Origin of the sequence: Aestuariivirga sp., from assembly GCF_965227715.1 — a bacterium.
In the GTDB taxonomy this organism is placed as follows: Bacteria; Pseudomonadota; Alphaproteobacteria; order Rhizobiales; family Aestuariivirgaceae; genus Aestuariivirga.
On sequence record NZ_OZ245771.1, the window covers coordinates 2,034,332 to 2,057,480 of the forward strand.

Here is a 23,149-nt window from a genome sequence, read left to right on the forward strand (position 1 = left end):
GCGCCCTTCAGCCAAGACCTGCGCCGGCGGGGAGGCGCAGATAGGCTTCGATGCAATATTGCAGCCAGCCACGGATATAGTCACAGGCGGGCCGGCCCCGGCGGATCACCTCATGATGGCAACCGCCGCCGCACAGATAGCGCGCCCAGCAGGTGTTGCAGGGCTCCTGCCGGTGCACATGGCGTTCAGCAAGCCAACGGGACCTGCGTTCAGTGTCGATACCGCTGGCGAGGTTCCCCATGGCGCCTGCTTCATCGCCCACGAAACGGTGACAGGCCGAAAGCTCGCCCTCGGCTGAAACGCCAAGATATCCCGCACCCGCCCCGCAGGGATAGGGACGGTGCGTGCCGCGGCGAATTTCGCGCAGGGCATTGGTCATGTTGGCGAAGGCATAGCGCTCGCCCCGCCCCACGCGGCGCTCGAACTCCTGGCCGCAGCCGATCATCTCTTCCAGCATCACCTCAAGCCCGGCGGCTGACATTTCTTCCTTGCCGGTGGGTGAGGCGAGCATGGGAGAGAAGCCCACGCTGTGAAAGCCCAGATCAAGAAACGTATCGAGCGTCTCGCGCAGGCCGAGATTGCGCGGTGTCACGGTGACGCGGGCTGACACCTGCATCCGCCTTTGTGCGCTCAGCAGCGGCGTGAGGCGGCGCAATATGGCGTCGAAGCTTCCACGCCCGCTGCGGTAGGGGCGAAGCGCATCATGAACGTCGCGCGTGCCATCGAGGCTGATGGTGACGGCAAAGCCATGGGCTTCGAAGAAATCCGCATCCGCCGCCTCGACCAGCGTGCCATTGGTGGTGATGGAAAAGGTAACCGTCTGGCCGCGGCGTTCTGCAGAATTCCGTGCATGCTGGGTCGCGGCCTTCAGCACGGCGCGATTGGCGAGCGGCTCTCCGCCGAGAAAGGCCAGATTGATCCTGGCGCCTTCCGGAGCCCCGGCCGTCAGCATGTCGATTGCGGCCAGCGCGGTTTCCAGCGGCATGTCCTTGGGTTTGCCGCCAAACTCGCCCTGCTGGGCATAGCAATAGCTGCAGCCGAGATTGCATTTCTGCGCAACGGCAAGCGACAGCGCATGAACTGCCGGTGCGTCGAGCGGCGTGTCGTCAATATAAGGAGCAGCGCTGAGGCCGGCGCTTGCCAAAAGCCCGGGGAGCAGACTGGCACCCTGCTCCGCCATGGCTTCGGCGAGCCCGGCGAAGAGCGCGTCATTCACCTCGAACAGGCGGCTGCCATCGGCAAGGAAAACATGGTTTGCGTTGTCTGACGAGATCAGGTGGAGCTCCGGCACACGCGGGCTCGCTGCTTCCATGTAATGCCTGGCGGAGGTCGTGCTCATCGCTTTTTCGCAGGCTCCATGGCGGGGCCTTCCACAAGGTCCCGGCCCTTCACCTGGAATCGCAGCCATTTTTCCCATTGGGTGAAGAGATCATCATAGAAGACCAGGCGCTGGTCAGCGTAATCATCGGGCACATATCTGCCAGTGCGTTCCTTCTGGAACCAGTTGTCGCCGTGGCTCAAGCCATCCGCACCGGTTTCCACATTGACGAAATCCGGCCGCGCCGAGGCCCAGTAATAGCAGGAGCATTCGCGGTAATCATTCTGCCAGGGCGAACACAGGCCCTGCGTCAGCTCACCGGGTTCCGCCAGCGCTTCGGAAATCACCGCTGTGCCCGGTTCAAAGAAATGGCGAACCTTGAAGCGGAACGGCGTCCAGCTGTTCTCATCCTCAGGGTCGGGGATCGCGCCGCCGTGATCGCCCATGGCAAAATAACACATGACCGATTTCCCCTGGCGCTCGGCCAGCACGCGGGACAGCGCATTCGACCATTCGAGCGGAGCTGCACCGAAGGGGTTGTCCGAAGAGGTCAGCTTGATCGCGCCTTCTGGGTCCGAACTGGCGGGGCCCAGAATGAAATTGGTGGTGCGCACCACATCGCGCTTGTCAAAGCGCTTCCCCTTCTTGCGCGGCTTGACCGGGGGCTCATCACCATCGAGATCGACCGCCATGAGCCTGGCGAATTTCAGCTTTTGGCCCGTCTCGTCAACCATCACCAGATTGTCGTATTCGCGCAAGGTGATGCCATGGAACATACGCCGCCACACGGCGCGGAAATCAAGTTCGAGCCCGGGGCAGCAATTGGCAACGGAGGTTTCCGGCCGTGAGCTGAGCGGATTGCCGGCCGCAATGTGGAACAGCTGCGCCGTCAGGTTCTTTGGCGTGAGGCGCGGCGGGGCGGGTTCGGCACGGTCTGCACCCTGTGTCTCGAAGCGGCGTTCTGCGATCCGCCTGATTGTCTGGATCTGCCGGTAGGTGAGTGCCAGATAGCTGTTGTCCGCGCCGCACATGAGGGCTGGCATCTTGCGCCGCCCATGGTCGGTGAAGTCCGACACCTGGTCCGGCAGGCGCAGGAGCTTCACGAACCAGGGTGCTGCACCCCCACGAAGCGCTGCATAGACCTGCTGATGCAAGGTCATGATGGCGAGCGTGTCCACGCCCTCGGGCGTCATGACCGGGCGGATGGCACGTTCGGTGTCGGCGGCCTCCTCCTCAGGCATGGAATCGAGGCTGAGCGAAGATCGGCCATCGATATCATTGCCGTTCATCACCCGCACATTCATGAAGCGCACCGTCTCGAAGGCGCGGCGCACAATATCCTCGGCGCGGGCACGAGTCACGTCCAGCGGCTCTTCGGGGTCGACGCCGGGGCCTTCGATCACCTGCTCCAGATCATCTGCAAGGCTGCGCACGAAGAGGGAGTCGGGTGCCACCATGGGCGGCCCGGCGCAGATGCGCGCTGCCGCAACGAGCTTCTGGCCATCGACCTTGAGGGAGACCTCGACGATGCCATCACAGGCGTCATCGAAATAGCCGCGGCTGACCGCCTGATTGTTATAGAGCCAGGAGGGCGCCGGCGGCGTGATGGCGAAGAGTGCGGGTGGAACCGTTTCGGCAATGCCGTCTTCATCGCCATCATTGGAGAAGTGATACCAGGGGCCGCGCGCATGATCGTAAATCATGCGGTCTTCCGCGATGATCTGCTTGCCGTCTTCCGTGTCACCGGGCTTGAACGTGTCTGCGCCATAGATCAACCCCTTGGCGGGGGTGAAGCGCAGGCGGATTTCCGGATGCCGGTCATTGGGCCTGATGTAGCGCACATGGCCGAAGGCAACGGCGCTCTTCTTGGAGACGAAGTTCGCACAGCGGCCAAGCAGCGGCTCCTCATCGTGATGGGAGAACCAGCCGGTATCAGCGGCGATCACATCATCATCACACTGGGTGCGGCGCGCGATCTTGCGATTGGCAACGCGCACCCGCCAGCGCAGGGCCTTCTCAGTGAGGCCGTTCTCTTCAAGAAGCTGTGCCGTCAGCGGCACCAGCTCATCGCGGGAGGTAACGGCAAACACTTCCAGAAAAGGCGCCACGGGACGGATGTGGCCATCGGATGTGAAGGCAATGTTTTCCGCGGTGCGGCTGCCGCTGATCTCGCCTGACGTGGGGTCGATCAGGAGGGTTTTCGCCGGGACGATGCGGCGGTAGCCCAGCGTGTCGCCGTCATCGACGGTGACCGTATAATTGTCGAGCGGATCCTCCGCGGCACCCAGACGGCCGATCGCGAGCGGAGGCAGGATCCGGAGGGCCTTGATCGTTGTGGGGGGCTCCTTCGTCATGAATGCGTCCTCACCTGGGGTGCGCGCAGTATGCCGTCGATCCAGCCAAGTGCGGCATGGTCAAGCTCGAGCAGGCTCTGCAGATAGGCGCCGCCCAAGGGCCCGATGTTGGACTGCAGACGATCGACGATTTCCATCGAACCCGTGTAGAGATCGCGGTGCAGCCGGAACGTATCGACATGGGCCGCCGGCATGTTGAGCGTATAGGGTGTCTCGAAAGGAGGCCCTGCGAAGATATCGCCATCATCGTCTTCGCCGACCTTCATCTGCACCAGCAGCCCCGCGATGGTCTTCAAATTGTACATTTCCCCAAAGGCCCGGTGCATGACCATGCCGCGAAGGTTGGGCGTACCCGGCCGCACCACGCGCGACAGGCGGAAGCTGTGGGCCAGAAACGTCAGCAGCATGCGGTAACGGAGGTTGAACAGCAGCGCCCAGTCCAGCACCGCAGGATCGGTGATCCGGGTCTGGTGCAGCGCCACCGTGGGCCTCGTGGCCGGATTGCGGATCACGCGGCGATAGGGCCGCCAATGCTGCGGGTAATGCTGCCAGATGGTCAGGAAGCGCTCGAAATGGGAGAGTTCGAGCTGGTCTTCGTCATCTTCGTTTTGCTTGCGCTTCAGCTTGTGGGGATGCTGGAGATGCACGGCTTCGCCCTGGCCGCTGATGGCCCGCAAGGCCAACAGCGCTTCGGCGCGCGTTGCGGCGCGCATGACGATGACATTCGCGCGCGTCGATCCTGCGTTCTGCGACAGGATATCGCCCGTGGGCGAGAGCAGCTTCGGGTCCGGTGCATAGCCCCGGCCCCAATCATCCCAGGAGGCCTGGGCCTCATAGCTCATCTCGTCCAGGTCGCTGTCCGGAACATAGTTGGGATCAGAAAAGACCCTGATGATCTCCTCGTACAACAGAGCAACCGGCTGCGGTGTCACCTTGCCGAAGCCCAAATCCTTGGAGAGGCGCTTCGTCTCCTTGCGGATGGGCCTCAGCTGATGATGCTTGAGAAATTCTTCGAGCCCCTCGCGAAGATGCGCGCTGGACTTCAGATGCGCCTCGAGCTCAGGGGACATCTCGGCGAAGGTGAAGCTTGCCGCCACATCCCGGCTGAGCGGATCGAGCACGAAGGGAATGGGACTCAATGCCTCCTCGAACGCCGTCTGGGCACGGGTGAAGCTGGGCGGTGCGCCGAGCAGGGCGAGAAGATTCTGCACGGTGAGAAGATGCCCCATCTCCTCCTTGGCGACTTCGAGAATGTTTTTCTGCCAGCCCCGCACTTCAGCGGACTGGTCGGGCTTGAGGCCCGGGTGGCCAAGCGAATAGGCCGCATAGAGATATTGAACCATCAGCCCATGTTCCACCTGGGCTGCAAGGTGAAGCAGCGTGATCAGATAATCGCGCCACGTCATGCCCGGGCTTTTCTGGAACTGAACGGCGCCCTTTGCCGTATCGGGTGTCGCGAGGACGCTGTAGACTTCGCCCGCGCTCATGACCGGTATTCCACACGTAACGGCTGTGAAAATAGGAAGATAGTGCCTGTTCCCCTGCCGCCCACCTTCGTCTACCTTCCCTGGGTAACGATATCAGTAGTTGTTTTTTGCTTAGTAACATGGCCGTTCTGCAAAGTCGACTCTCTCAACGGAGAGCTGCGGCAAGGTGTGATGAGAGGTGAGAAGCGCGTGAGTAAGACCATTGCAGAAAGTTTCCGGGCTTTTCAGCTGTTCAACGGTTTCAGTGAGAGCGCGCTCGGCAAGGTGGCCGAACTTTGCGCCGTCAGGGAATATGGTGATGGCGAGCTGGTGATCGGGCATCAGGACACGACATTCGATGTGTTCTTTCTGCTCTCGGGCAAGCTTCAGGTGAATCTCTATTCGGCGGACGGGCAGCGCGTGGGCTTTCATGAGATATTGGCCGGCGTGATGTTCGGTGAGATTTCCGCGTTGGATGGGCTGCCGCGCTCGGCGAGCGTCGAGGCAAGCGGGCGCTGCCGCATCGCCATGCTGCCGCGCCAGCGCTTTCTGCGCATGATTGAGGAAAGCCCGAGCTTCGCAATGGCTGTCTCGCAGCAGCTCGCATCCAATGTGCGCCGGTTGACGACGCGGGTGTTCGAATTCAGCACCATGGCGGTGCGGCATAGGCTTCGGGCCGAATTGCTGCGGCTGGCGGAGCGCGGCACGGCGGCAGGAGATGGCGCCGTCATCGACCCGATGCCCACCCACGCGGAACTCGCGAGCCGCATCAGCACGCACCGTGAAGCCGTCTCGCGCGAAATGGCCTGGCTCGACAGCAACGGCGTGGTGGCCAAGAAGGGCCGCAGCCTGCTGATACCCAGGCCCGATAGGCTGAGAGCCCTTCTCGAGGAAAGCTGGGACGGCTGACGGCCCGTTTCGCCGCCCCTTCGAAATTTTTGCTGCTGTGGGAATCCGCACTGCGTGGCCCCGTCCCTCCTCCTAGCGTGAGGTCATGTTTCGCAGCCAACCCGCGAGACGCTTCACGGAGGAAACGCTCATGACACTGGAAACCTTTGGGTCTACCCGCCCCCTGGCACGCCCCGGTAATACGTTCCGGCCGCTGCAGGCTTTCGCCGCCCTCTTCACCGCCTGGCAGGAACGCCGCCGTGCCAAGGCCGATCTGGCCCTGCTGATGAGCATGGACCCGCATGTGCTCCAGGACATCGGCGTCACGCTCGTCCACACGCCCTATGACAACGGATCGATCATCTCCCACCACCCAGCCGTCATCGCGACGACGATGGCGCCCCGCAGGAACCGGCGCTGAGGGTGCCTTCGCGTGCCCCGTCCGGTTGGTACCTGCGATGAACAGCGCGTCCATGCCGGACCTGGCATACGCGCATTAACCGATCCCCTGCGCTGTGCAGCATCTGGCTCCCGGGCGCTGCACACCGGGGAAAGCGATGGCGGGCGTCCGGCAGACGGCGTCGCTCCCGCGGCCGGCGTTCCGGCGCCTGCCATCGCAGCTTTCTCAATCGCGCCAGGCGGCAGCCTTGCCGCGGGTGATCTTCTTAGCCAGATCCTGTTGCGGGGCCGGATGGACGGCCCTGCCCGCTTCCCCTATCCTCCGGCCAAAATGGGGTGGGGCATGGGTGCGGAGTCGGGTGACCTCCGGAGCGGCAGCATGGCTGTTCCGGGGCGGGGCAGCGGCATTCTTCCGGTTCTGGTGGCAGGCCTCATCGCCGGGCTCGATGGCATCGGCTTCGCCGTCGCCGTCGCGTCCCTGCTGTTCACCGGCGCGCTGGCCAGCGGGCTTTCCATGGGTGCGGGGGCGGCACTGCTCTGCACCATCATCCTGTCAGCCCTCGCAGGCTGGCGCGGCAGCCTACCCACCATGATCTCGCATGTTCAGGACATGGGCGTTGCGGTCCTCGCCGTCACCCTGGGCGGCACGGCAGCGGTGATGGCCGCGGCGCCGGAGCAGCGGGTGGCAACTGCATTCGTTATCATCGCCCTGTCGTCATTCGCCGCCGGTGCTCTGATGTGGCTGACCGGCAAGCTCAGGGCGGGCCAAATCGTGAAGTTCTTTCCTCTTGAGGTGCTGGCGGGCTTCATGGCCGGCACCGGCTGGCTGCTGCTCACGGGCGGCATTGCCATGACAGGCGGCGTAGAGCCCGGCACATCGCTTTGGCTGGCCTTTGCCGATCAAGGCCACCTCAAGCTGATCCTGCCGGGCCTGGCCTTCGGTGGGCTTCTGTACTGGGCCATGGCGCGCTACGGCCACCCGCTTACGCTGCTGGGGTTGCTGCTGGGGGGAATCGCCCTGTTCTATGCCTGGCTCTTCATCACGGGCGGTAGCGTGGCGGATGCGGCCGCGCAGGGCTTCCTGCCCCGGGTCGATACCGATGCCGCGCTGGCGCTGCCCTTCCCGGCCATGCTCTGGCAGGCGGATTGGTCCGTCGTGGCGCAGGGGCTGCCCGGAATTCTGACCGCCGCCCTGCTCTGCCTGTTCGCAGCCTTGATGAACACGAGTGCCCTCGAAATCGCCTCCGGCCGTGAGGCGGACATGGACCGGGACATGAAGCTCACCGGCGGCGGCAATCTGCTCGTCGCCTGCGTGGGCGGGCCACCTGGATACCCCGGACTTGCCATTTCCGTTCTGGCGCAGAAGCTGGGCGTAACCCGGCGCGGCGTCGGCCTGGTGACGGCAGCGGTGGTGCTGGCCGGCTTTCTGTTCTCCCGGCAGATCGTGGCGCATGTGCCGCTCTTCGTGAATGCCGGGCTCATCTTCTACTTCGGCATCGATCTCCTGAAGGACTGGCTGATCGATACCCGCCGCAAGTTCAGCCTGCGGGAATGGTCTGTCGTCGTCGTCATCGTGCTGGTGGTGGCCGTGTCCGGCTTCCTTCAGGCGATTGCCGCGGGCTTCCTGGTGGCCACCGTGCTGTTCGCCTGGAGCTATGCCCATGTGCCGGTGATCCGCAGCACGGCGACCTTGGCCACACTGCCGAGCAGCATCGAGCGCGCCCCGGAAGACTCCGCCTTCATCGCTGCCCATGGCGGCCGGGTGAAGATCATCCAGCTGCAGGGCTTCCTGTTCTTCGGTACTGCGGAGAAGCTGATGGCACCCTTACGCGAGGCGCTGGCGCAGGGCAGTGGCGGCACGCAAGCCGTGGTGCTGGACTTCAGCCATGTGACGAGCCTCGACACGGCGTCGGCAGGTGCCGTGGCAAGGCTTGCGGCAACGGCAGGCCAGGCCAGCCTCGACCTCTATTTCTGCGGACTGAAGCCCCATGTGCTGCAGGTGCTGGAGCGGTCCGGGCTTGCCTCGGCGGAGGGCAAGACCGCCCATCATTTCGATACGCTGGACCAGACGCTCGAACACATCGAACGGCAGTTGCTGGCGGGCCGGGATCAGCCGCCGCAGCCCCTCTCCGCCCTGATGCTCCGCCATGGAACGGTGGCAGGGCTGGAGGCGTTCGGAAGCTTGATCCGCCTGATGCACACGGAAACTGTGGCGCCGGGCCAGGCCATCATCCGCGCCGGCGACCGGGCGGACCGCCTGTTCTTCCTCGAGCGGGGCCGGGCCCAGGTTCTGGTGCCGCGGCCGGGCGGTGGACGGCGGCGCCTGCGCACCATGGAGGCCGGTGCCCTTCTGGGCGATGTGGCCTTCGCGCTCGACGTGCCGCGGACGGCGGACGTGGTGGCCGAAGACGAATGTCAGATCCTGTGGATCACGGTTGAGGACATGCGAAAGCTCGAAGCCACCCGCCCGGAACTGGGCATGGCCCTTCAACGCATTCTCAGCCGGGCGCTGGCGGAAAAGGTTGTGGCCGCCAACCGCCTGACGGACCATATGCGGAGCTGAGGACCTGAAACATTATCTTTCCTCAGAAATTGGAATGGTGTATGGTTTCTGCAGAAAGGAAATTCATGCGAACGGCCCAGACCTATGAAACCCCTCAGGCGGATCCCGCGCCAGTTATCACCAAGGCGGTGATCCGGGCCGCCGAACGGCTGAAAGTCCCGGCGCGGCTGCTCTCCACCATCATCGGGGTGAGCGAGGCCAGCATTTCCCGCATGAAGCGGGGTGACTTCCAGCTGGCGCCCGGAACCAAGCCATTCGAACTCGCGGTTTTGTTCGTGCGGTTGTTCCGCTCCCTTGATGCGATTGTGGGTGGTGACGAGAAGGTGGCCGCCGCTTGGCTGGAAAACCCCAACACGGCGCTCGGCCAGCGCCCCATCGAGAAACTGAAGACGGTGAGCGGGCTTGTCGATGTCATTGCCTATCTGGACGCGCGCCGCGCTCTCATCTGAATTCCAGTCCTTTGCTGGCACGTGCTGGCGCCTGGTTGAGGCGCAGCATCGCGTCTCGACGCTGAAGCTGTCCGACACGCTGGCCGATCAGGCGCTGCTCGAAGGGCTGATCGAGGCGACGAAACCCATGATCCCGCCCGAATGCCAGCACCTCGATTTCCTGCTCGCCACCCCGTTCCGCTATGGCGCGGATTATCCGCGCGGTTCCCGCTTCCGCCGGGCGGGACGCACGCCGGGCGTCTTCTATGCGGCCGAACGGCCGGAGACGGCGGTGGCGGAGATGGCCTTTTACCGCCTGCTGTTCTTCGCCGAATCTCCCGAAACCCCCTGGCCTTCCGATGCCGCGGATTATACCGCCTTTTCCGCCGAGGTTCTGACGGCGCGCGCCCTGGATCTGACAGTGCTGCCGCTCGCACAGGATGAAGCGATCTGGAGCGATCTTCAGGCCTATGAAGGATGCCAGGATCTGGCGGATGCCGCCCGCGCGGAAGGCTGCGAAGCGATTCGCTACCGCTCCGTGCGGGATCCGAAAGCCGGGGCCAATCTTGCTCTTCTCACCTGCAGCACCTTTGCGCGGCCGGCCCCCGTCGAACGGCAGAGCTGGCGCATCAGGCTCAGCGCCTCGGGCGTGCAGGCACTGTGCGAATTTCCGCGCCAGGCACTGGAGTTTCCACACAGTGCCTTCGCCGCAGACCCCCGCATCGGCGCACTCCGCTGGGAGCGCGCCAGGTAACCCATTCTACTTGCGGAGCGTGTCCATCCAGGCCTTGGCGGCAGGGGCGGCGGCAACGAAGTTCAGGCGGTGGTTGGCGCCCTTCACCTCCTGCGCGGCGACCAGATTCTGGCCCTGGTCACTGAGATTGCCGATCAGGATGCCTTGGTAGATGGCGGCCAGCTGCCCGATCATCTCCTTGATCACCTCATCCTGCGAACCGTAGAACATGTGAAGCGGAGACTTGAAATTCTGGCGGTAGGTTTCAGCCTGACGCAGCAACGCGGCATAGCGCGAATTGGCAAAGCGGGCTGGGTCGCGCAGCTCCGGTTTCAGATAGTTCACCAGCGGACGGTCCCCGAGCCTGGTCATGATCGCCTTGAAACCCTCGACGCCGTCATAGGAGCGGTCGTAGATCGCCTTCATGTCATCGTAGACGGACGGATCGAGCGTGGTGGCGGCAAGATCTGCCGGGCCATAATAGTTCTGGTAGGCAAAAACCGTCATGGCGACGATGGTGTTGAGCCAGGGTGCATCCAGCCCGGCGCGGGGATAGAACATCAGCCCGCTGAGCGCTGCGAAGGGATCACTCGGAGCGGAGGCCGTGAAGGTGGCGGTCACGGGGACGCCATCCGATTCAAGCCTCTCCAGCAAACCGCTGGTGTTGAGGCCGCCAAGCGACCAGCCGCCCAGGAAAAGCTGCCCCGGTTCGATGCCCTTGCTCGTCAGGAAGGCCTTCACATCCCAATAAAGATCAGCGCTGGCACGCTGCGTGCTGGATTTCACAAAAAATGCTTCGGGAAGTGCCGCACTGCCGCCCATGCCGAAATAATCGGCAGCGAAGAGTGCGTAGCCATTGCCGGCGAAGAGGCCCGCCATGTAACGGGTTTCATAGGCGCCATCATAAGACGCATTGCCGCTGTCGAAGGAAAAAGATGGCACCTCCTGCTTTCCGAACACGGTGCCATGCTGGTAAGAGATCAGGGGAAGGTGGGCCCGGTCCTTGAGGACGGGGAGGACGAGAAGTCCGGTGGCCGTAATTTTCTTGTCATCCTGCTCGGGAATGCGCGAGTCGTAGCGCACCGTGTAGACTTCAACGCCGTTGGCGGCGGTCGAGACCGGCGGCAGTTCATAACCATCGCCGGGCGTCATCCCTGAAATGAACTTCGCGCGTTCCTGGTCGAGCATCTGGTTCAGTTCGGCCGCGGTCACCGTCCTCACCAGGCTGAAGACAGCGTTTTCGGCAAGGGCGGCCGTGCTGGCAGCCATGAGGCAAAGGAAAGCGATGATCAGCCGCATGGAACGTCTCCAGCCAGAACAGAATGTTGTGAACGATTGTACGAGAGCCATTGGGTAAGCCGGGGAAGTTTGTCAATGAGACTCTGCCATCCCGGCTGATAACCAATGCCGGCGCCGTCACATGATTGTCATATGGAAACCGGAGCATCCCGCAGTGGCACAAACACAATCGATTAAACAAAAGCTCGATCTGCGGCGCGCCATCACCTCCTCAGCCTTCGTGATGATATTGCTGGTGGCGGTGATGGGGCTGTTTGCCTTGTTTTCGATCTGGTCCATCAACCGGGCCTGGATCGAGGGGACCGACCGTTTTACCGAACTCAGGGAACTGTCCACCGCTTCGCTCGAGGCGCAAGTAGCCTTCAAGGTGCAGGTGCAGGAATGGAAGAACATCCTGCTCCGCGGCGACAACGCGGGCCTGCTGGCGAAACACCACGCCGCCTTTACGGCGCAATCCGCAGAGGTGCGGTCGCTCCTGTCCAGCGTGTCGGAGCAGGCCCAGCGCATCGGCTTTGCCGAGGATGCCACCCGCGCGGACGCGCTTTCCCAGGCGCATGAGGCTCTGAACGCCAGCTATGAGAAGACGCTGGCGGAGGTGCAGGGGAGCCTTCCCACCCTGTCTGCCGCGGCGGCGCGCGACATCGACCAACGGCTGCGCGGAGCTGACCGTGCTCTCGAGAGCGGCATCGGCACGCTGGCGGCAGACATCGGACACACGGCGGATGCCAGGCGGGCAGAGCTCGTTGCCGGCATGAAGGAGCGCTATGAAGCGCTGCGCTGGTTCATTGTCAGCATCATTTTGGGCGCCATCCTCATCACCGGATATGTGCTGTTCGGGATTCTCCGTGCAACGCGGAACTAGGCCAGCATGATCGCCAATACGCTGGTGGCATTTGCGGGGCTTGGCTTTTTCCTGGCGGGCCTCCACATGCTGTCCGAGGTCGTGCGGTCCCTCGCTGCGCGGCGGCTGCGGCTGGCCCTCGCGAAGCTTGGCCGCTTGCCGCTGTCCAACCCAATTGCCGGAAGCCTGCTGGGTGCGATCACCCAAAGCACCAGCGCCTCAGCCTTCATCTGTATCGGCCTCCTCAATGCGCGGGCCATCGGCTTTCCGGCGGCGCTGTCCATCAGCGCCTGGGCGGGTGTCGGCACGGCCCTGCTGGTGTTCATGGCATCGATCGACCTTCGCGCCGTGGCACTTGCGGCACTCTCGATCGTCGGCCTATTCTATATCGCCTCGCTCCACCGCAGCGACATCGGCCGCCGCACCACGGAGCTTCTGCTCGCCGCCGGCGTCACGCTGTTCGGGCTGACCATGGTGAAAAGCACCGGCCACGCCCTCGGAGACAGCGTTTGGGTGCAAGAATTCTTCCGCTTCGCCTCCGAATCCTGGATCTACAGTTTCCTCATTGGCTTCATCGTGACGCTGGTGATGCAATCATCCTCGACCGTCACCATCATTGCGGTGACGATGAGCGCCACGGGCCTCATCCCGCTGCGCGAAGCCGTGGTGCTGGTGTGCGGCGCCAATGTCGGTTCCGGCATGAGCGTTGCGATGATCTCAGCCCATCTGACGGGGCTGGCGCGGCAACTCGCTGTGTGGCAATCGGTGGTGAAGCTTCTGGGTGCGCTCTGCGTGCTGCCGCTGGCGCTGGTGGCACTCGATGGCGGGCCGATCGAAGCGCGGCTCACGCAAGCCCTGCCGGTGCCCACGCTGCTGGCCATCACCTATCTGGTGATCAACCTGCTGGGTGCCGTTCTCTCGGGTCTTCTGCGGCGGCCGCTGCTCCCCCTGCTGGATAGGCTGGCACCGGTTGACAGGCACCGGGAGCAGTTTACGCCCGAATACATCGTGGATGAGGCCAGCGAGGACCCCGACACGGCCTTCCTGCTGGCCCAGCGCGAACAGGCCAGGCTGACCGCACTGCTTCCCGCGGCTTTGGGACTCCTCCGGGAGGAAGAGGCGCCTGAGGAGGAAACGCTCATTGGCAACGACGCGCGCCGCGAGCTTTCCCTGGGTCTGGCCGGCGATATTTCGGACTTCATCAGCGAGACCGTATCTGGTCACCCGGGGGGAACGGAGGTCAATGGCCTCCTGCTTCTGCAGCGCTGCAACGCCCACATCCGCTCCCTGATCGACGCGCTGCACGGCTATGTCAGCGAATTGTCTTCGATTTCCAGCATGACGCCGCAGGAGAAAACCATGTGCGTCTCGATGACGGAGAGCCTGCATTTCCTGCTGGGGCTTGCCGCCGATCAGGGCAATGGCGAGGTGGAGAACGGCGCCATGCTGGACCGCCTGACGGGGGACCGCAGCGATGTGATGACACGCTTCCGGCAGGAAATTCTCGCTGCGGGCACGGATTCGAGTTCGAACCGTGAATCCCTCTTCGTCGCGACCGGACTGTTCGAACGCATGGTCTGGCTGGTGCGGCAGATTTCCGCCGATTTCGGGGACATTGCAATTGCGGGCGGCGGCCTCCCGGAGACGGCATAGGCGGCCACGGCCTCACACCGCGGGGGCGGCGTCCACAATCGCAGCAAGGCGCTTCATGTCGAGAATGCGAACTTCACGATAGCCCAGTTCGCAGATCCCCTGTTCGACGAGCTCGCCCAGGAGATGATAGACGGTGGAGCGCGACATGTTGCTGGCGGCGGCCAGCTCCTCCTGCGTCAGGGGAATGCTCACCGGCTCCGGCGGCACATAATGGAGCAGCCTGCCGCCAAAGGTGAGCAGCCTGGAACAGAGCCTGAGGCGCGGATCGACGATCAGCAGGTCCACGGCGTGGAGCAGATACTCCTCCACATTCCACGCCATCAGATTGAAGAACACCCAGTTGAGCGCAGGCTCGGCCAGTAGGAGTTCGGCAACGCTTGTCTGCGTCAGGGCCAGGAATTCGGTGGGCCGGCGGGCGAAGACGGTCATCATGCGCGGGCGCTTGCCCAGTGCTGCGGGCTCCCCGAACCAGCGGCCGGCAAACATCACATGCCCGTTGATGACGCCCTGCACCGGGTGCGGAATGGTGATGACGGCACAACCGGACACCAGACAATAGACGTCCCGCGCCCTGTCTTCGATGTCGAACAAGGTGCGGCCTTTCGGCAGGTTCACCAGCCGCATGCGCGAACAGATCAGGTCCTGGGTGCGGCGGTCATGCTGGGCAAGCCAACGGCTGTTCCGGGCCACGGCCACGGCCTCGTCCAACTGCATAAATTTGCCGTCCCCATGCCCAAATTCTTACCCTGATACAATTGTTCACCCCTCCTTCGGTTTATGTCAACCGGCGAAGCCGGGGACGGCAGGAGAACATTCTCGCGGAAACCGGGCGTGGGCAGGCACGTCCGTTTTGGCAGGTACATCGCCACGCGAGAATGATTCCCCCCGCTGGCCACGGCTGACGCCTGCCACCTTGAGGGAATTGACATGACTGAACCACACCGAGAGAGACGGGGCATGGCCAAGCGGCTTGCTTTGTTAGCCGCCTGCGTTTTCGCGCTGGGCACCGCTGCCTGCGGCACGGCCGGAGCCGAGACCAAGAAGCCCAACATTCTGGTGATGTGGGGCGACGACATCGGCGGCTTCAACATCAGTGCCTATAACCGGGGCATGATGGGCTACCGCACGCCCAACATCGACAAGATCGCCGAGCAAGGTGCGCTGTTCACCGACTGGTATGGCCAGCAGAGCTGCACCGCCGGCCGCGCCGCCTTCATCACCGGGCAGTCGCCCATCCGCACCGGCCTCACCAAGGTGGGCCTGCCCGGCGCACCCGAAGGCATGAAGATCGATGATCCCACCATTGCCACGCTGCTCAAAGCAGAAGGCTATGTGACGGGCCAGTTCGGCAAGAACCATCTGGGCGACCGTGACGACATGCTGCCGACCAACAATGGCTTCGACGAATTCTTCGGCAATCTCTACCACCTCAATGCCGAGGAAGAGCCGGAGAACGAGGACTACCCGAAGGACCCCGCCTTCAAGGCGCAGTTCGGGCCGCGCGGTGTCATCCATTCCTTTGCGCTGGCGGATGGCACACAGAAGATCGAAGACACGGGGCCGCTCACGCGCAAGCGCATGGAGACGGTCGACGAAGAGGTGACCGACGCCGCCATGGGCTTCATGGAAAAGGCGCACAAGGATGGAAAGCCCTTCTTCGTGTGGTGGAACTCTACCCGCATGCACATCTTCACGCATCTGAAGGCAGACTCTCGGGGCAAGACGGGCCTTGGCGTCTATGCCGACGGCATGGTGGAGCATGATGCGCTGGTGGGAAAACTTCTCGCCAAGCTCAAGGACCTCGGCATCGAGAACAACACCATCGTCATGTATTCAACGGACAATGGTGCGGAAACTTTCACCTGGCCCGATGGCGGCACGACCATGTTCCGCGGTGAGAAAAACACCAATTGGGAAGGCGGCTACCGCGTGCCCGCAATCCTCTCCTGGCCGGGCGTGATCAAGCCCGGAACGGTGGTGAACGACATTGCCGCGCATGAAGACATGCTGACGACCTTCCTGGCAGCAGCCGGCAACCCCAATGTGAAGGAAGAGCTGCTGAAGGGCGAGAAAATCGGTGCCCGCAGCTACAAGGTCCATCTCGATGGCTATGACCTGGCCCCCGCGCTCAAGGGCGGCGGCCAGTGGCCGCGCAAGGAGTTCATTTACTGGACCGATGATGGCAGCGTGGCCGCCATCCGCTATGGCAACTGGAAGATCACCTTCCTGAAGCAGGAGGCGCTGGGACTGCGCGTCTGGCAGCAGCCCTTCACCGAACTCAGGGCTCCCCTCATCACCAATCTGCGGATGGATCCGTTCGAGCGGGCGGAGGAGGAAAATGCCATGGGCTTCCAGCGCTGGTACATGGACCGCATGTTCATGATCGCGCCGGCAACTGCCTATGTTGCGCAGTGGCTGCAGAGCTTCAGGGAGTTCCCGCCGCGGCAGAAGCCCGGGAGCTTCAATCTGGAGCGTGTGATGGAGGCGGTTTCCAGCGTCGCAGGAAACTGAGCCGACGGCAGTTTGACGTCAAAGCTGGCACCGGAGAGGCTTGACAGGGTCCTCCGGTGCCTTTCTTTTGGCCCCTTGTGATTTGGGACATGATGGTGATGTTGAGGCTCCGTTTCCGTTGGGTGCTGGCGGCGGTGCTCTGTGTGCTGGCAGCACCTTTCGCGGCGGCGGAAGATGCGGTGCCCCTGGGCTATGCGGGAAGCGGCAGCTGCGCCCAGTGCCACGCGGCGGAAACCTCAGCCTGGGCCGCGTCTGACCATGCCTGGGCACTGAAGGAGCCGGATGCCAAGAGCGTGTTGGGCGATTTCAACGATGTGCATTTCACCAACAAGACTATCGCCACGCGCTTCTTCATGAAGGACGGCGGCTACTTCGTGGAAACGGAAGGGGCCAGCGGCAAGCCGGAGACTTTTTCCGTACGCTACACGATCGGCCACAGGCCGTTGCAGCAATATCTGGTCGAGACTGAAAAGGGCCGGCTGCAGGTGCTCGATGTCGCCTGGGACGTGGCAGCCGGAAAGTGGTTCCATCTCTATCCCGACCAGAACAATCCGCCGTCCGACGGCATGCACTGGACCCGCAGCTACAAGAACTGGCAGGCGCGCTGCGCCACCTGCCATCAGACCGGGTTCGACAAGGGTTTCGATTTTCCCGCCCGCACCTACAAGAGCCATTGGAGCGAACTGACGGTGGGCTGCGAGGCCTGCCATGGGCCCGGTGCGGCACATAACGCCTGGGCAAGAAAACCCGAAGGAGCTGACCCCTACCAGTCCCTCAAGCTTGGCCCCGGCCACCAGGCGGAGGAGATCAATGTCTGCGGGCCTTGCCACTCCCGCCGCGAGGCGTTTTCGCAACAGCAGCCTGCTGCCGGCTCGCCCTTCGACGAACATTACGGCTTGGCGCTGCTGACGCCGGACCTCTATTTCGGAGACGGCCAGCAGAGGGACGAAGTGTTCATTCTGGGCTCCTTCCTGCAGTCCAAGATGAAGGCCAAGGGCGTCACCTGCTCCAATTGCCATGACGGGCATTCGGGTGAGCTGGTGGCCGAGGGCAATGCGGTGTGCACCCAGTGCCACAATGTGGCAGGCAATGCGGGCTTTCCCTCTCTCCGCAAGGCGGATTACGACACGTCCGCCCACACCCACCACAAGGAGGGCAGCACGGCGGCGCAATGCGTGAGCTGCCACATGCCCGAGCGCAGCTACATGCTGATCGATCCGCGCCGCGACCATTTCTTCCGGCGGCCGGACCCGCTCCAGTCCAAAGCCGTGGGTGCCCCCGATGTCTGCACGGGCTGCCATGTGGAGAAGACTGCCGAATGGGCGGCAGCGCAGATTGCCAGCTGGCATCCGGCAGGTGACACGCAGTGGCAGGACCGGTCGCCGCTCATTGCTTTTACCGCCGGGGACCGGACGGAGAAGACGGTAAGCGATCTTGCCGCCTATGTGCGGGACAAGGAGCGGCCCGCAATCGTCCGGGCAACGGCGATCACGGCACTGGGCGCGCAAGGGGCCCTGCCGCCCGAAGACGCTCCGGCGCTGCTGAGCGATCCAGATGCCATGGTGCGCGGGGCGGCTGCGGGAGCGCTCCGGCAGATGCGGCCTGAAGAGAAGGCGGCACTTCTCACGCCGCTCCTTTCCGATCCCATGCGCGGGGTGCGCCAGAAGGCGGCCGTCGAGCTTGCGGGGGCAGGCGTTGCGGCGCTGCCTGCTGCAGACGACGTGCTCTACCGCGCCGGGCTTCAGGCGTTCATGGATGCGCGCTTCGCCAATGCCGACACGCCGGAGGCCCATGTGGCCATTGGCGGCCTGGCACTGAGCCGCCGGCAGTGGGACGAGGCGGAACAGGCGTTCCGCAATGCCACCGAAATGGACCCGCAGCTGGCGAGTGCATGGCTGATCCTGGCGCAGCTGGGTGAAGCCCGCGGCAATGCAAAGGGAGCCGAGGAGGCTCTGTCGTCAGGCATTGCCGCCTCGCCCCGCAATGCCGATCTTCTGCTCGCGCGCGGCGATCTGGCGGCGCGCCAAGCCAAATATGACGATGCGCTGGGCTGGTACCGGCGCGCCCAGGCCGCAGATCCGAAGCGGGAGGACGTGTGGCTCGCAACGGCCATTGGTTACGCCTTGAAGGGTGACCGCACGGCCGCGCAGCAGGCAGCAGCACAGGCACAGGCCGTTTCCCCCGGGCTGGTGTTGCCCCAGGAGCTTCAGCAGTTCCTCGCAGCGCCACAGTAAAGCGGGACATTTCCGCACGTTCTGGTTTATGGACAAGTGCAGTCAGTGGCGGAAAATGACCGGTGCACGCAGTGAGCGCAGATGCGCGGCGGCTGACACGTCATCCAAGAGGAGAACACCCATGTTGAAACGGACGATGCTCGCAATGGCCGCAGCGGCGGCGATGGCGGTGATGAGCTTCGCCGCAGAACCAGCCGAGGCCCGGGTCAACGTTTATCTCGGCGTTCCCTATTACGGCTACCAGGTGGCTCCGCACTGGCGCTATTACAATGGCCGGGGCTGGTATGACCCCTATGCCTACAGCAATGTGCAGCCCGGCAAGCTGAGCTGCGGCCAGGCCCGCAGGCTGGTGAAGGACCGCGGCTACTACAACATCAGCGCGGTTGATTGCGTCGGCAAGATCTACACCTTCTGGGCCTTCCGCAATGGCAAGCGCTTCTATGTGTCGGTCAATTCGTGGACGGGCGCTGTCTGGAAAAGCTAGTGCCGGTTCTGCTCAGGCGTGACCGCTGCTCATCTCCGGTGCGGCGGCGCGCCTGATCTCCTGCCAGCGTGGATCCTCATGCAGCGGATCGAAATCCGAGTCGCGCAGGATCCATTCTTTCATGTCGCCATTGCTGATCGGCAGCAGCCTGGCGAGGAGGCCAAAAGCCTCATCCGGCCTGCCGCCCACGCTGTAGTAGCAGGCGATGTTGTAGAGCGTCAGATAATCCTCAGGCGCGATGGCGAGCGCAGTTTTCGCCCATTGCTCGGCCCGCGGCCGTTCATTCAGCTTGGCGAGGGCCGTTGCCAGAAAATAGGCGGGGCGCGGATTTTCCGGGTTCCTTGAAAACTCCCGCTCGGCGCGTTCCACACCGCGCGTGGCGCAGCGCAGGGCATCAGCCTCGCGGCCGAGCGAGGTGTAAACCTGGTTCAGGAGGATCAGTGTCTGATAGTCTTCCGGCTTGATTTCGGCGGCCCGCTCCCAGTGCTGCGCCGTCAGCTCCAGCTTTCCCTGCGCATAGCAGGAGCGGCCGTAGAAATAATGCACTTCGAAGAGATCGGGATCAGAGGCCAAGGCCTTGGCGAATTCGGCCTCTGCTTCCGCATAACGGTGGGCAACCGAGAGGGCGAGTGCGCGCGAAGCATGCGCATCGGTGAGTGCAGGCTCAAGCGCCAGCGCCATCTCGCTGTTCTTCAGAACCTCGGGTGCAACATTCTCGCTATAGTCCATGAACAGGAAGGAATCGCAATCGGCCAGCCCCGCATAGGCGCGGGCGTAACGGGGATCCAGTTCGATGGCCTTGATGAACATGCGCTTGGCCAGCACATAATAGTTCTTCGAGCCTCTGTGAAAATACTCCCGGCCGCGCAGAAAATAGGTATAGGCCTCGACATTGGTGGTGGGCGCCTGTTCGATCGCCCTCCTCTCGCGCGGAAGAAGCTTCACCTTGAGCTGGGCCACGATCGACTTGGTGATCTCGTCCTGGAGCGCGAAGATATCCGTGAGGTCGCGGTCATAGCGGTCTGCCCAGACCTGGCCTCCGCTGGCGCCTTCGGTGAGCTGCGCGGTGACGCGCACCTTCGAGCCCGACTTGCGCACGCTTCCATGCAGCAGAAAGCCAACGCCCAAATCGCCCGCGATCTGTTCCATGTTTGCAGGCCTACCCTTGTGCTTGAACACGGCATTGCGGCTCAACACGAAGAGTTCGGAGACGTTGGAGAGATCGGTGATCAAATCCTCGGTGATGCCATCAGAGAAATATTCCTGCTGCGGATCACCGCTCATGTTGGTGAAAGGAAGCACGGCAAGCGATGGCCGCTCCGCCGACACCGCCCGCGGCACCTGCTGGGGGTCCGGCGTCCTGCCCCGCTGCTGCGGCGCGCCCGTATCGATCAGGAAGACATGCAGCGGCCGGGCGATGTTGCGGAGGGTCTTTTCGCCTAGATCCTCGAAGGCGATATCCAGCTTGCTGCCGATCTGGAAACGGATGCCGGCGGAACAGGCAATCCCGCCCGGCGGGGCATGGGCCAGCATGCGCGAGGCGAGATTGACGTCATCGCCATAGACATCATCGCCCTTGATCAGCACATCTCCCAGGTTGATGCCGATGCGGAAGAGGATCTGCCGGTCTGCCGGGATCTCGGCATTGCGCGCCGCCATGCCGCGCTGGATGTGGAGGGCAGCCTCCGCCGCCTCGATGGCACTGGAGAATTCCGCCAGAAAACCTTCGCCCATCGTCTTGAAGATGCGCCCGTCATGATGTGCCACGGCGGGCACCATAAGCTCCTGCCTGTGGTGCTGGAGCGCTGCCTGGGTTGCCTCTTCATTGGCTTCCAGCAGCCGGTTGAAGCCGACAACCTCCGCCGCCATGATGGCCGCGAGCCGCCGCTTCACGCGCTGTTCGCGCATTCCCCCTCTCCGGTGATATCGATGGTAAGATCGATTTCAACTATGTGTTTCCGCTCGCGGAAATGCAATCTGTTCCTGAGCGCACACAGACATTCGGAGGCCGCATGTGCAATCTCTACAGCTTGACCAAGGGACAGGCGGCCATTCTGGAGATGACGCGCGCCATGGTGGACCGCACCGGCAACATGCCCCCGCTCCCCGGAATCTACCCGGATTATCAGGCGCCGGTGGTGCGCCAGGGGTCCGAGGGGCGCGAACTGGCCTTTGCACGCTGGGGAATGCCCTCTCCCGCCTTCGCCCTCAAGGGCCGGAAGACGGACGCCGGCGTCACCAATGTCCGCAATACCGCCTCACCCCACTGGCGGCGCTGGCTGGCGCCTGCGTCGCGCTGTGTGGTTCCCTTCACCAGCTTCTCCGAGCCCGAGACGCTGCCGGACGGCACCAAGCAAACGGTGTGGTTTGCCCTGTCAGATGACCGGCCGCTCGCCTTCTTCGCTGGCATCTGGACGCGCTGGACCTCCGTGCGAAAGCTGAAGGAAGGCGAGACGACGAATGATCTCTTCGCCTTCCTGACGACGCAGGCCAATGCGGAGGTGGGTGCGGTTCACCCCAAGGCGATGCCCGCCATACTGACCTCGCCAAGCCAGGTGGAACAGTGGCTCACCGCACCAACGCAAGAGGCACTGCAATTGCAGCGCCCCCTGGCCGATGGCATGTTGAAGATCGTCGCACGCGGCGAAAAGCAGGACGGCTGATCCGCCGCCTCTATACCCTACATGATGGCCGATGGCCGCCCGAGCACGGAAGTGAGGGGACGCTGGATCTGATCCAGCAGCAGATCAGCATTCTGCTCTTCGGCCAAGGTCATCTGCAGAAGCCTGCTCACCTCCGGAAGGCGCAGCTGATTGGCAAGGTTGCGCGCCGTGGTGTAGCTCGCAATCTCATAATTCTCCACCTTGTGGGCCGCAGCGATGAGGTTCAGGTCCGCCGCATAGGGATCGCGCTTCTTGTTGTCCGTGATGACGTCATTTCCTTCCTCGATCAGCCCCATCATGCCCTTGCACGGCTTGCTCCGGACCGTTTCCTCACCCAGCAGCTTCAGGACTTCGGTCAAGCGCTCAGCGTGGATTTCCGTTTCGGCGAGATGGGTTTCGAAGGCGTCCTTCAGCTGCTCTGAATGAGCGGCCTTGGACATTTTCGGCAGCGCCTTCAGAAGCTGCTTCTCGGCATGGAGCAGGTCACGCAAGGTTTCGATGAGTGATTCCTGGATCGCATCCGGCTCTGACGGTATCGAGCTTTCGACCATTGGCCCGGCATTGCTTTCCACCTGGCCGTCTGCGCCATTGGCGGCAGAACCATTCGGTGCCTGCATCGCCGGAGACTGGATGAACTCCCACTCACCGCCCTCGTTCCAGGGGCCGCGGGCATCGATCTCGCCCAAGTCACCGCTGCCGGTCGAGTCGTTGTAGAACTGGTTCACCACCCCGGCGCTGGGGGCAATGCGGCCAATGGAGAAGGCCGGCTTCTCGAGGCTTTCCAGGGCTGCGGCGAAGGCCTTCATGTGGGTGATTTCGCGCGTCATCAGAAACTGCAGCGCATCCTTGGTTCCGGCATCGTCGCAGAAATTGATGAGCCTTTCATAGACGATCTTGGCGCGGGCCTCAGCTGCGATGTTGCTACGGAGATCCACATCGAGTTCGCCTGTGATCTTCAGGTAATCCGCCGTCCAGGGGCTGCCCATGGAGTTGAACAGATTGACGCCGCCCCCGCCTGCAATGGCGATCAGCGGATCAGCCTCGGCCGCATCGCGATCGTTCTTCATGTGCGCGAGATGAAGCCGCGCGAGGTTGCCAACAATTTCAAGGTGGCTCAGCTCTTCGGTCCCGATGTCCATGAGCAGGTCCTTGCGGGCTGCATCGTCACAGTTGAGACCCTGAATGGAATATTGCATGGCCGCAGCCAACTCGCCGTTGGCGCCGCCGAACTGCTCCAGCAGCATGTTGCCGAAGCGCGGATCTGGCGCGTCCACGCGCACGGTGTACATGAGTTTCTTGACGTGATGGTACATGG

The 23,149-nt window shown here is 63.2% G+C and carries 18 protein-coding genes; 11 read left to right on the forward strand and 7 right to left on the reverse strand.

The window, feature by feature from the left end:
- Positions 1-7: 7 nt before the first annotated feature.
- From ACO06F_RS09580 to ACO06F_RS09590, 3 genes are read right to left on the reverse strand one after another with little or no spacing between them, the layout of a single operon-like run.
- Complete coding sequence (locus ACO06F_RS09580) at positions 8-1,339, reverse strand: radical SAM protein (protein WP_421696455.1); 1,332 nt, start codon at positions 1,337-1,339, stop codon at positions 8-10.
- A complete protein-coding gene (locus ACO06F_RS09585; RefSeq protein ID WP_421696456.1) occupies positions 1,336-3,672 on the reverse strand; it encodes a hypothetical protein in 2,337 nt (778 codons plus the stop codon). Before ACO06F_RS09585 ends, ACO06F_RS09580 begins: the two co-directional genes overlap by 4 nt.
- Positions 3,669-5,159 (reverse strand): ferritin-like domain-containing protein, encoded by a 1,491-nt coding sequence (locus tag ACO06F_RS09590; protein WP_421696457.1) that lies wholly within the window; start codon positions 5,157-5,159, stop codon positions 3,669-3,671. The genes ACO06F_RS09585 and ACO06F_RS09590 overlap by 4 nt, the downstream gene beginning before the upstream one ends.
- Before the next feature lie 189 nt (positions 5,160-5,348).
- On the opposite strand from ACO06F_RS09590, the gene ACO06F_RS09595 reads away from it, so the two are divergent.
- The 5 genes from ACO06F_RS09595 to ACO06F_RS09615 all read left to right on the forward strand — a co-directional run bounded on the left by ACO06F_RS09595 (position 5,349) and on the right by ACO06F_RS09615 (position 10,170).
- Positions 5,349-6,047 carry a Crp/Fnr family transcriptional regulator gene (locus tag ACO06F_RS09595; RefSeq protein WP_421696458.1) on the forward strand — a complete coding sequence of 233 codons (699 nt, stop codon included), beginning with the start codon at positions 5,349-5,351 and terminating at the stop codon, positions 6,045-6,047.
- 130 nt (positions 6,048-6,177) lie between these two features.
- Positions 6,178-6,447, forward strand: a complete 270-nt coding sequence (locus tag ACO06F_RS09600) for a DUF1127 domain-containing protein (RefSeq protein ID WP_421696459.1) — start codon at positions 6,178-6,180, stop codon at positions 6,445-6,447.
- 12 nt (positions 6,448-6,459) lie between these two features.
- Positions 6,460-8,988, forward strand: a complete 2,529-nt coding sequence (locus tag ACO06F_RS09605) for an SLC26A/SulP transporter family protein (protein WP_421696460.1) — start codon at positions 6,460-6,462, stop codon at positions 8,986-8,988.
- Positions 8,989-9,053: 65 nt separating this feature from the next.
- Positions 9,054-9,437 carry an MbcA/ParS/Xre antitoxin family protein gene (locus tag ACO06F_RS09610; RefSeq protein ID WP_421696461.1) on the forward strand — a complete coding sequence of 128 codons (384 nt, stop codon included), beginning with the start codon at positions 9,054-9,056 and terminating at the stop codon, positions 9,435-9,437.
- Complete coding sequence (locus ACO06F_RS09615) at positions 9,397-10,170, forward strand: RES family NAD+ phosphorylase (protein WP_421696462.1); 774 nt, start codon at positions 9,397-9,399, stop codon at positions 10,168-10,170. The genes ACO06F_RS09610 and ACO06F_RS09615 overlap by 41 nt, the downstream gene beginning before the upstream one ends.
- Positions 10,171-10,176: 6 nt before the next feature.
- Here ACO06F_RS09615 and ACO06F_RS09620 read toward each other — a convergent pair whose 3' ends face one another.
- A complete protein-coding gene (locus ACO06F_RS09620) occupies positions 10,177-11,448 on the reverse strand; it encodes an alpha/beta hydrolase family protein (protein ID WP_421696463.1) in 1,272 nt (423 codons plus the stop codon).
- 154 nt (positions 11,449-11,602) lie between these two features.
- Between ACO06F_RS09620 and ACO06F_RS09625 the strand changes: the two genes are divergently transcribed.
- Both ACO06F_RS09625 and ACO06F_RS09630 read left to right on the forward strand, forming a co-directional pair.
- Positions 11,603-12,310 carry a hypothetical protein gene (locus ACO06F_RS09625; protein ID WP_421696464.1) on the forward strand — a complete coding sequence of 236 codons (708 nt, stop codon included), beginning with the start codon at positions 11,603-11,605 and terminating at the stop codon, positions 12,308-12,310.
- Between the two features lie 6 nt (positions 12,311-12,316).
- Positions 12,317-13,942 carry a Na/Pi symporter gene (locus tag ACO06F_RS09630; protein WP_421696465.1) on the forward strand — a complete coding sequence of 542 codons (1,626 nt, stop codon included), beginning with the start codon at positions 12,317-12,319 and terminating at the stop codon, positions 13,940-13,942.
- A gap of 12 nt (positions 13,943-13,954) precedes the next feature.
- Here the strand turns inward: ACO06F_RS09630 and ACO06F_RS09635 are convergent, their stop codons facing one another.
- Complete coding sequence (locus ACO06F_RS09635) at positions 13,955-14,656, reverse strand: Crp/Fnr family transcriptional regulator (RefSeq protein ID WP_421696466.1); 702 nt, start codon at positions 14,654-14,656, stop codon at positions 13,955-13,957.
- 213 nt (positions 14,657-14,869) lie between these two features.
- On the opposite strand from ACO06F_RS09635, the gene ACO06F_RS09640 reads away from it, so the two are divergent.
- The 3 genes from ACO06F_RS09640 to ACO06F_RS09650 all read left to right on the forward strand — a co-directional run bounded on the left by ACO06F_RS09640 (position 14,870) and on the right by ACO06F_RS09650 (position 19,171).
- The gene (locus ACO06F_RS09640) at positions 14,870-16,453 is read left to right on the forward strand and encodes an arylsulfatase (protein ID WP_421696467.1); all 1,584 of its coding nucleotides are present in this window, start codon (positions 14,870-14,872) and stop codon (positions 16,451-16,453) included.
- A 98-nt stretch (positions 16,454-16,551) separates the two neighbouring features.
- On the forward strand, positions 16,552-18,687 hold the full coding sequence (locus tag ACO06F_RS09645; protein ID WP_421696468.1) for a HEAT repeat domain-containing protein: 2,136 nt from the start codon (positions 16,552-16,554) through the stop codon (positions 18,685-18,687).
- A gap of 121 nt (positions 18,688-18,808) precedes the next feature.
- The gene (locus tag ACO06F_RS09650) at positions 18,809-19,171 is read left to right on the forward strand and encodes a hypothetical protein (protein WP_421696469.1); all 363 of its coding nucleotides are present in this window, start codon (positions 18,809-18,811) and stop codon (positions 19,169-19,171) included.
- A gap of 12 nt (positions 19,172-19,183) precedes the next feature.
- Here the strand turns inward: ACO06F_RS09650 and ACO06F_RS09655 are convergent, their stop codons facing one another.
- Positions 19,184-21,079 carry a TPR end-of-group domain-containing protein gene (locus ACO06F_RS09655; RefSeq protein ID WP_421696470.1) on the reverse strand — a complete coding sequence of 632 codons (1,896 nt, stop codon included), beginning with the start codon at positions 21,077-21,079 and terminating at the stop codon, positions 19,184-19,186.
- Positions 21,080-21,183: 104 nt separating this feature from the next.
- Between ACO06F_RS09655 and ACO06F_RS09660 the strand changes: the two genes are divergently transcribed.
- Complete coding sequence (locus ACO06F_RS09660; protein ID WP_421696471.1) at positions 21,184-21,834, forward strand: SOS response-associated peptidase; 651 nt, start codon at positions 21,184-21,186, stop codon at positions 21,832-21,834.
- A gap of 17 nt (positions 21,835-21,851) precedes the next feature.
- Here ACO06F_RS09660 and ACO06F_RS09665 read toward each other — a convergent pair whose 3' ends face one another.
- Positions 21,852-23,147 carry a DUF892 family protein gene (locus ACO06F_RS09665; RefSeq protein ID WP_421696472.1) on the reverse strand — a complete coding sequence of 432 codons (1,296 nt, stop codon included), beginning with the start codon at positions 23,145-23,147 and terminating at the stop codon, positions 21,852-21,854.
- Positions 23,148-23,149: the final 2 nt, after the last annotated feature.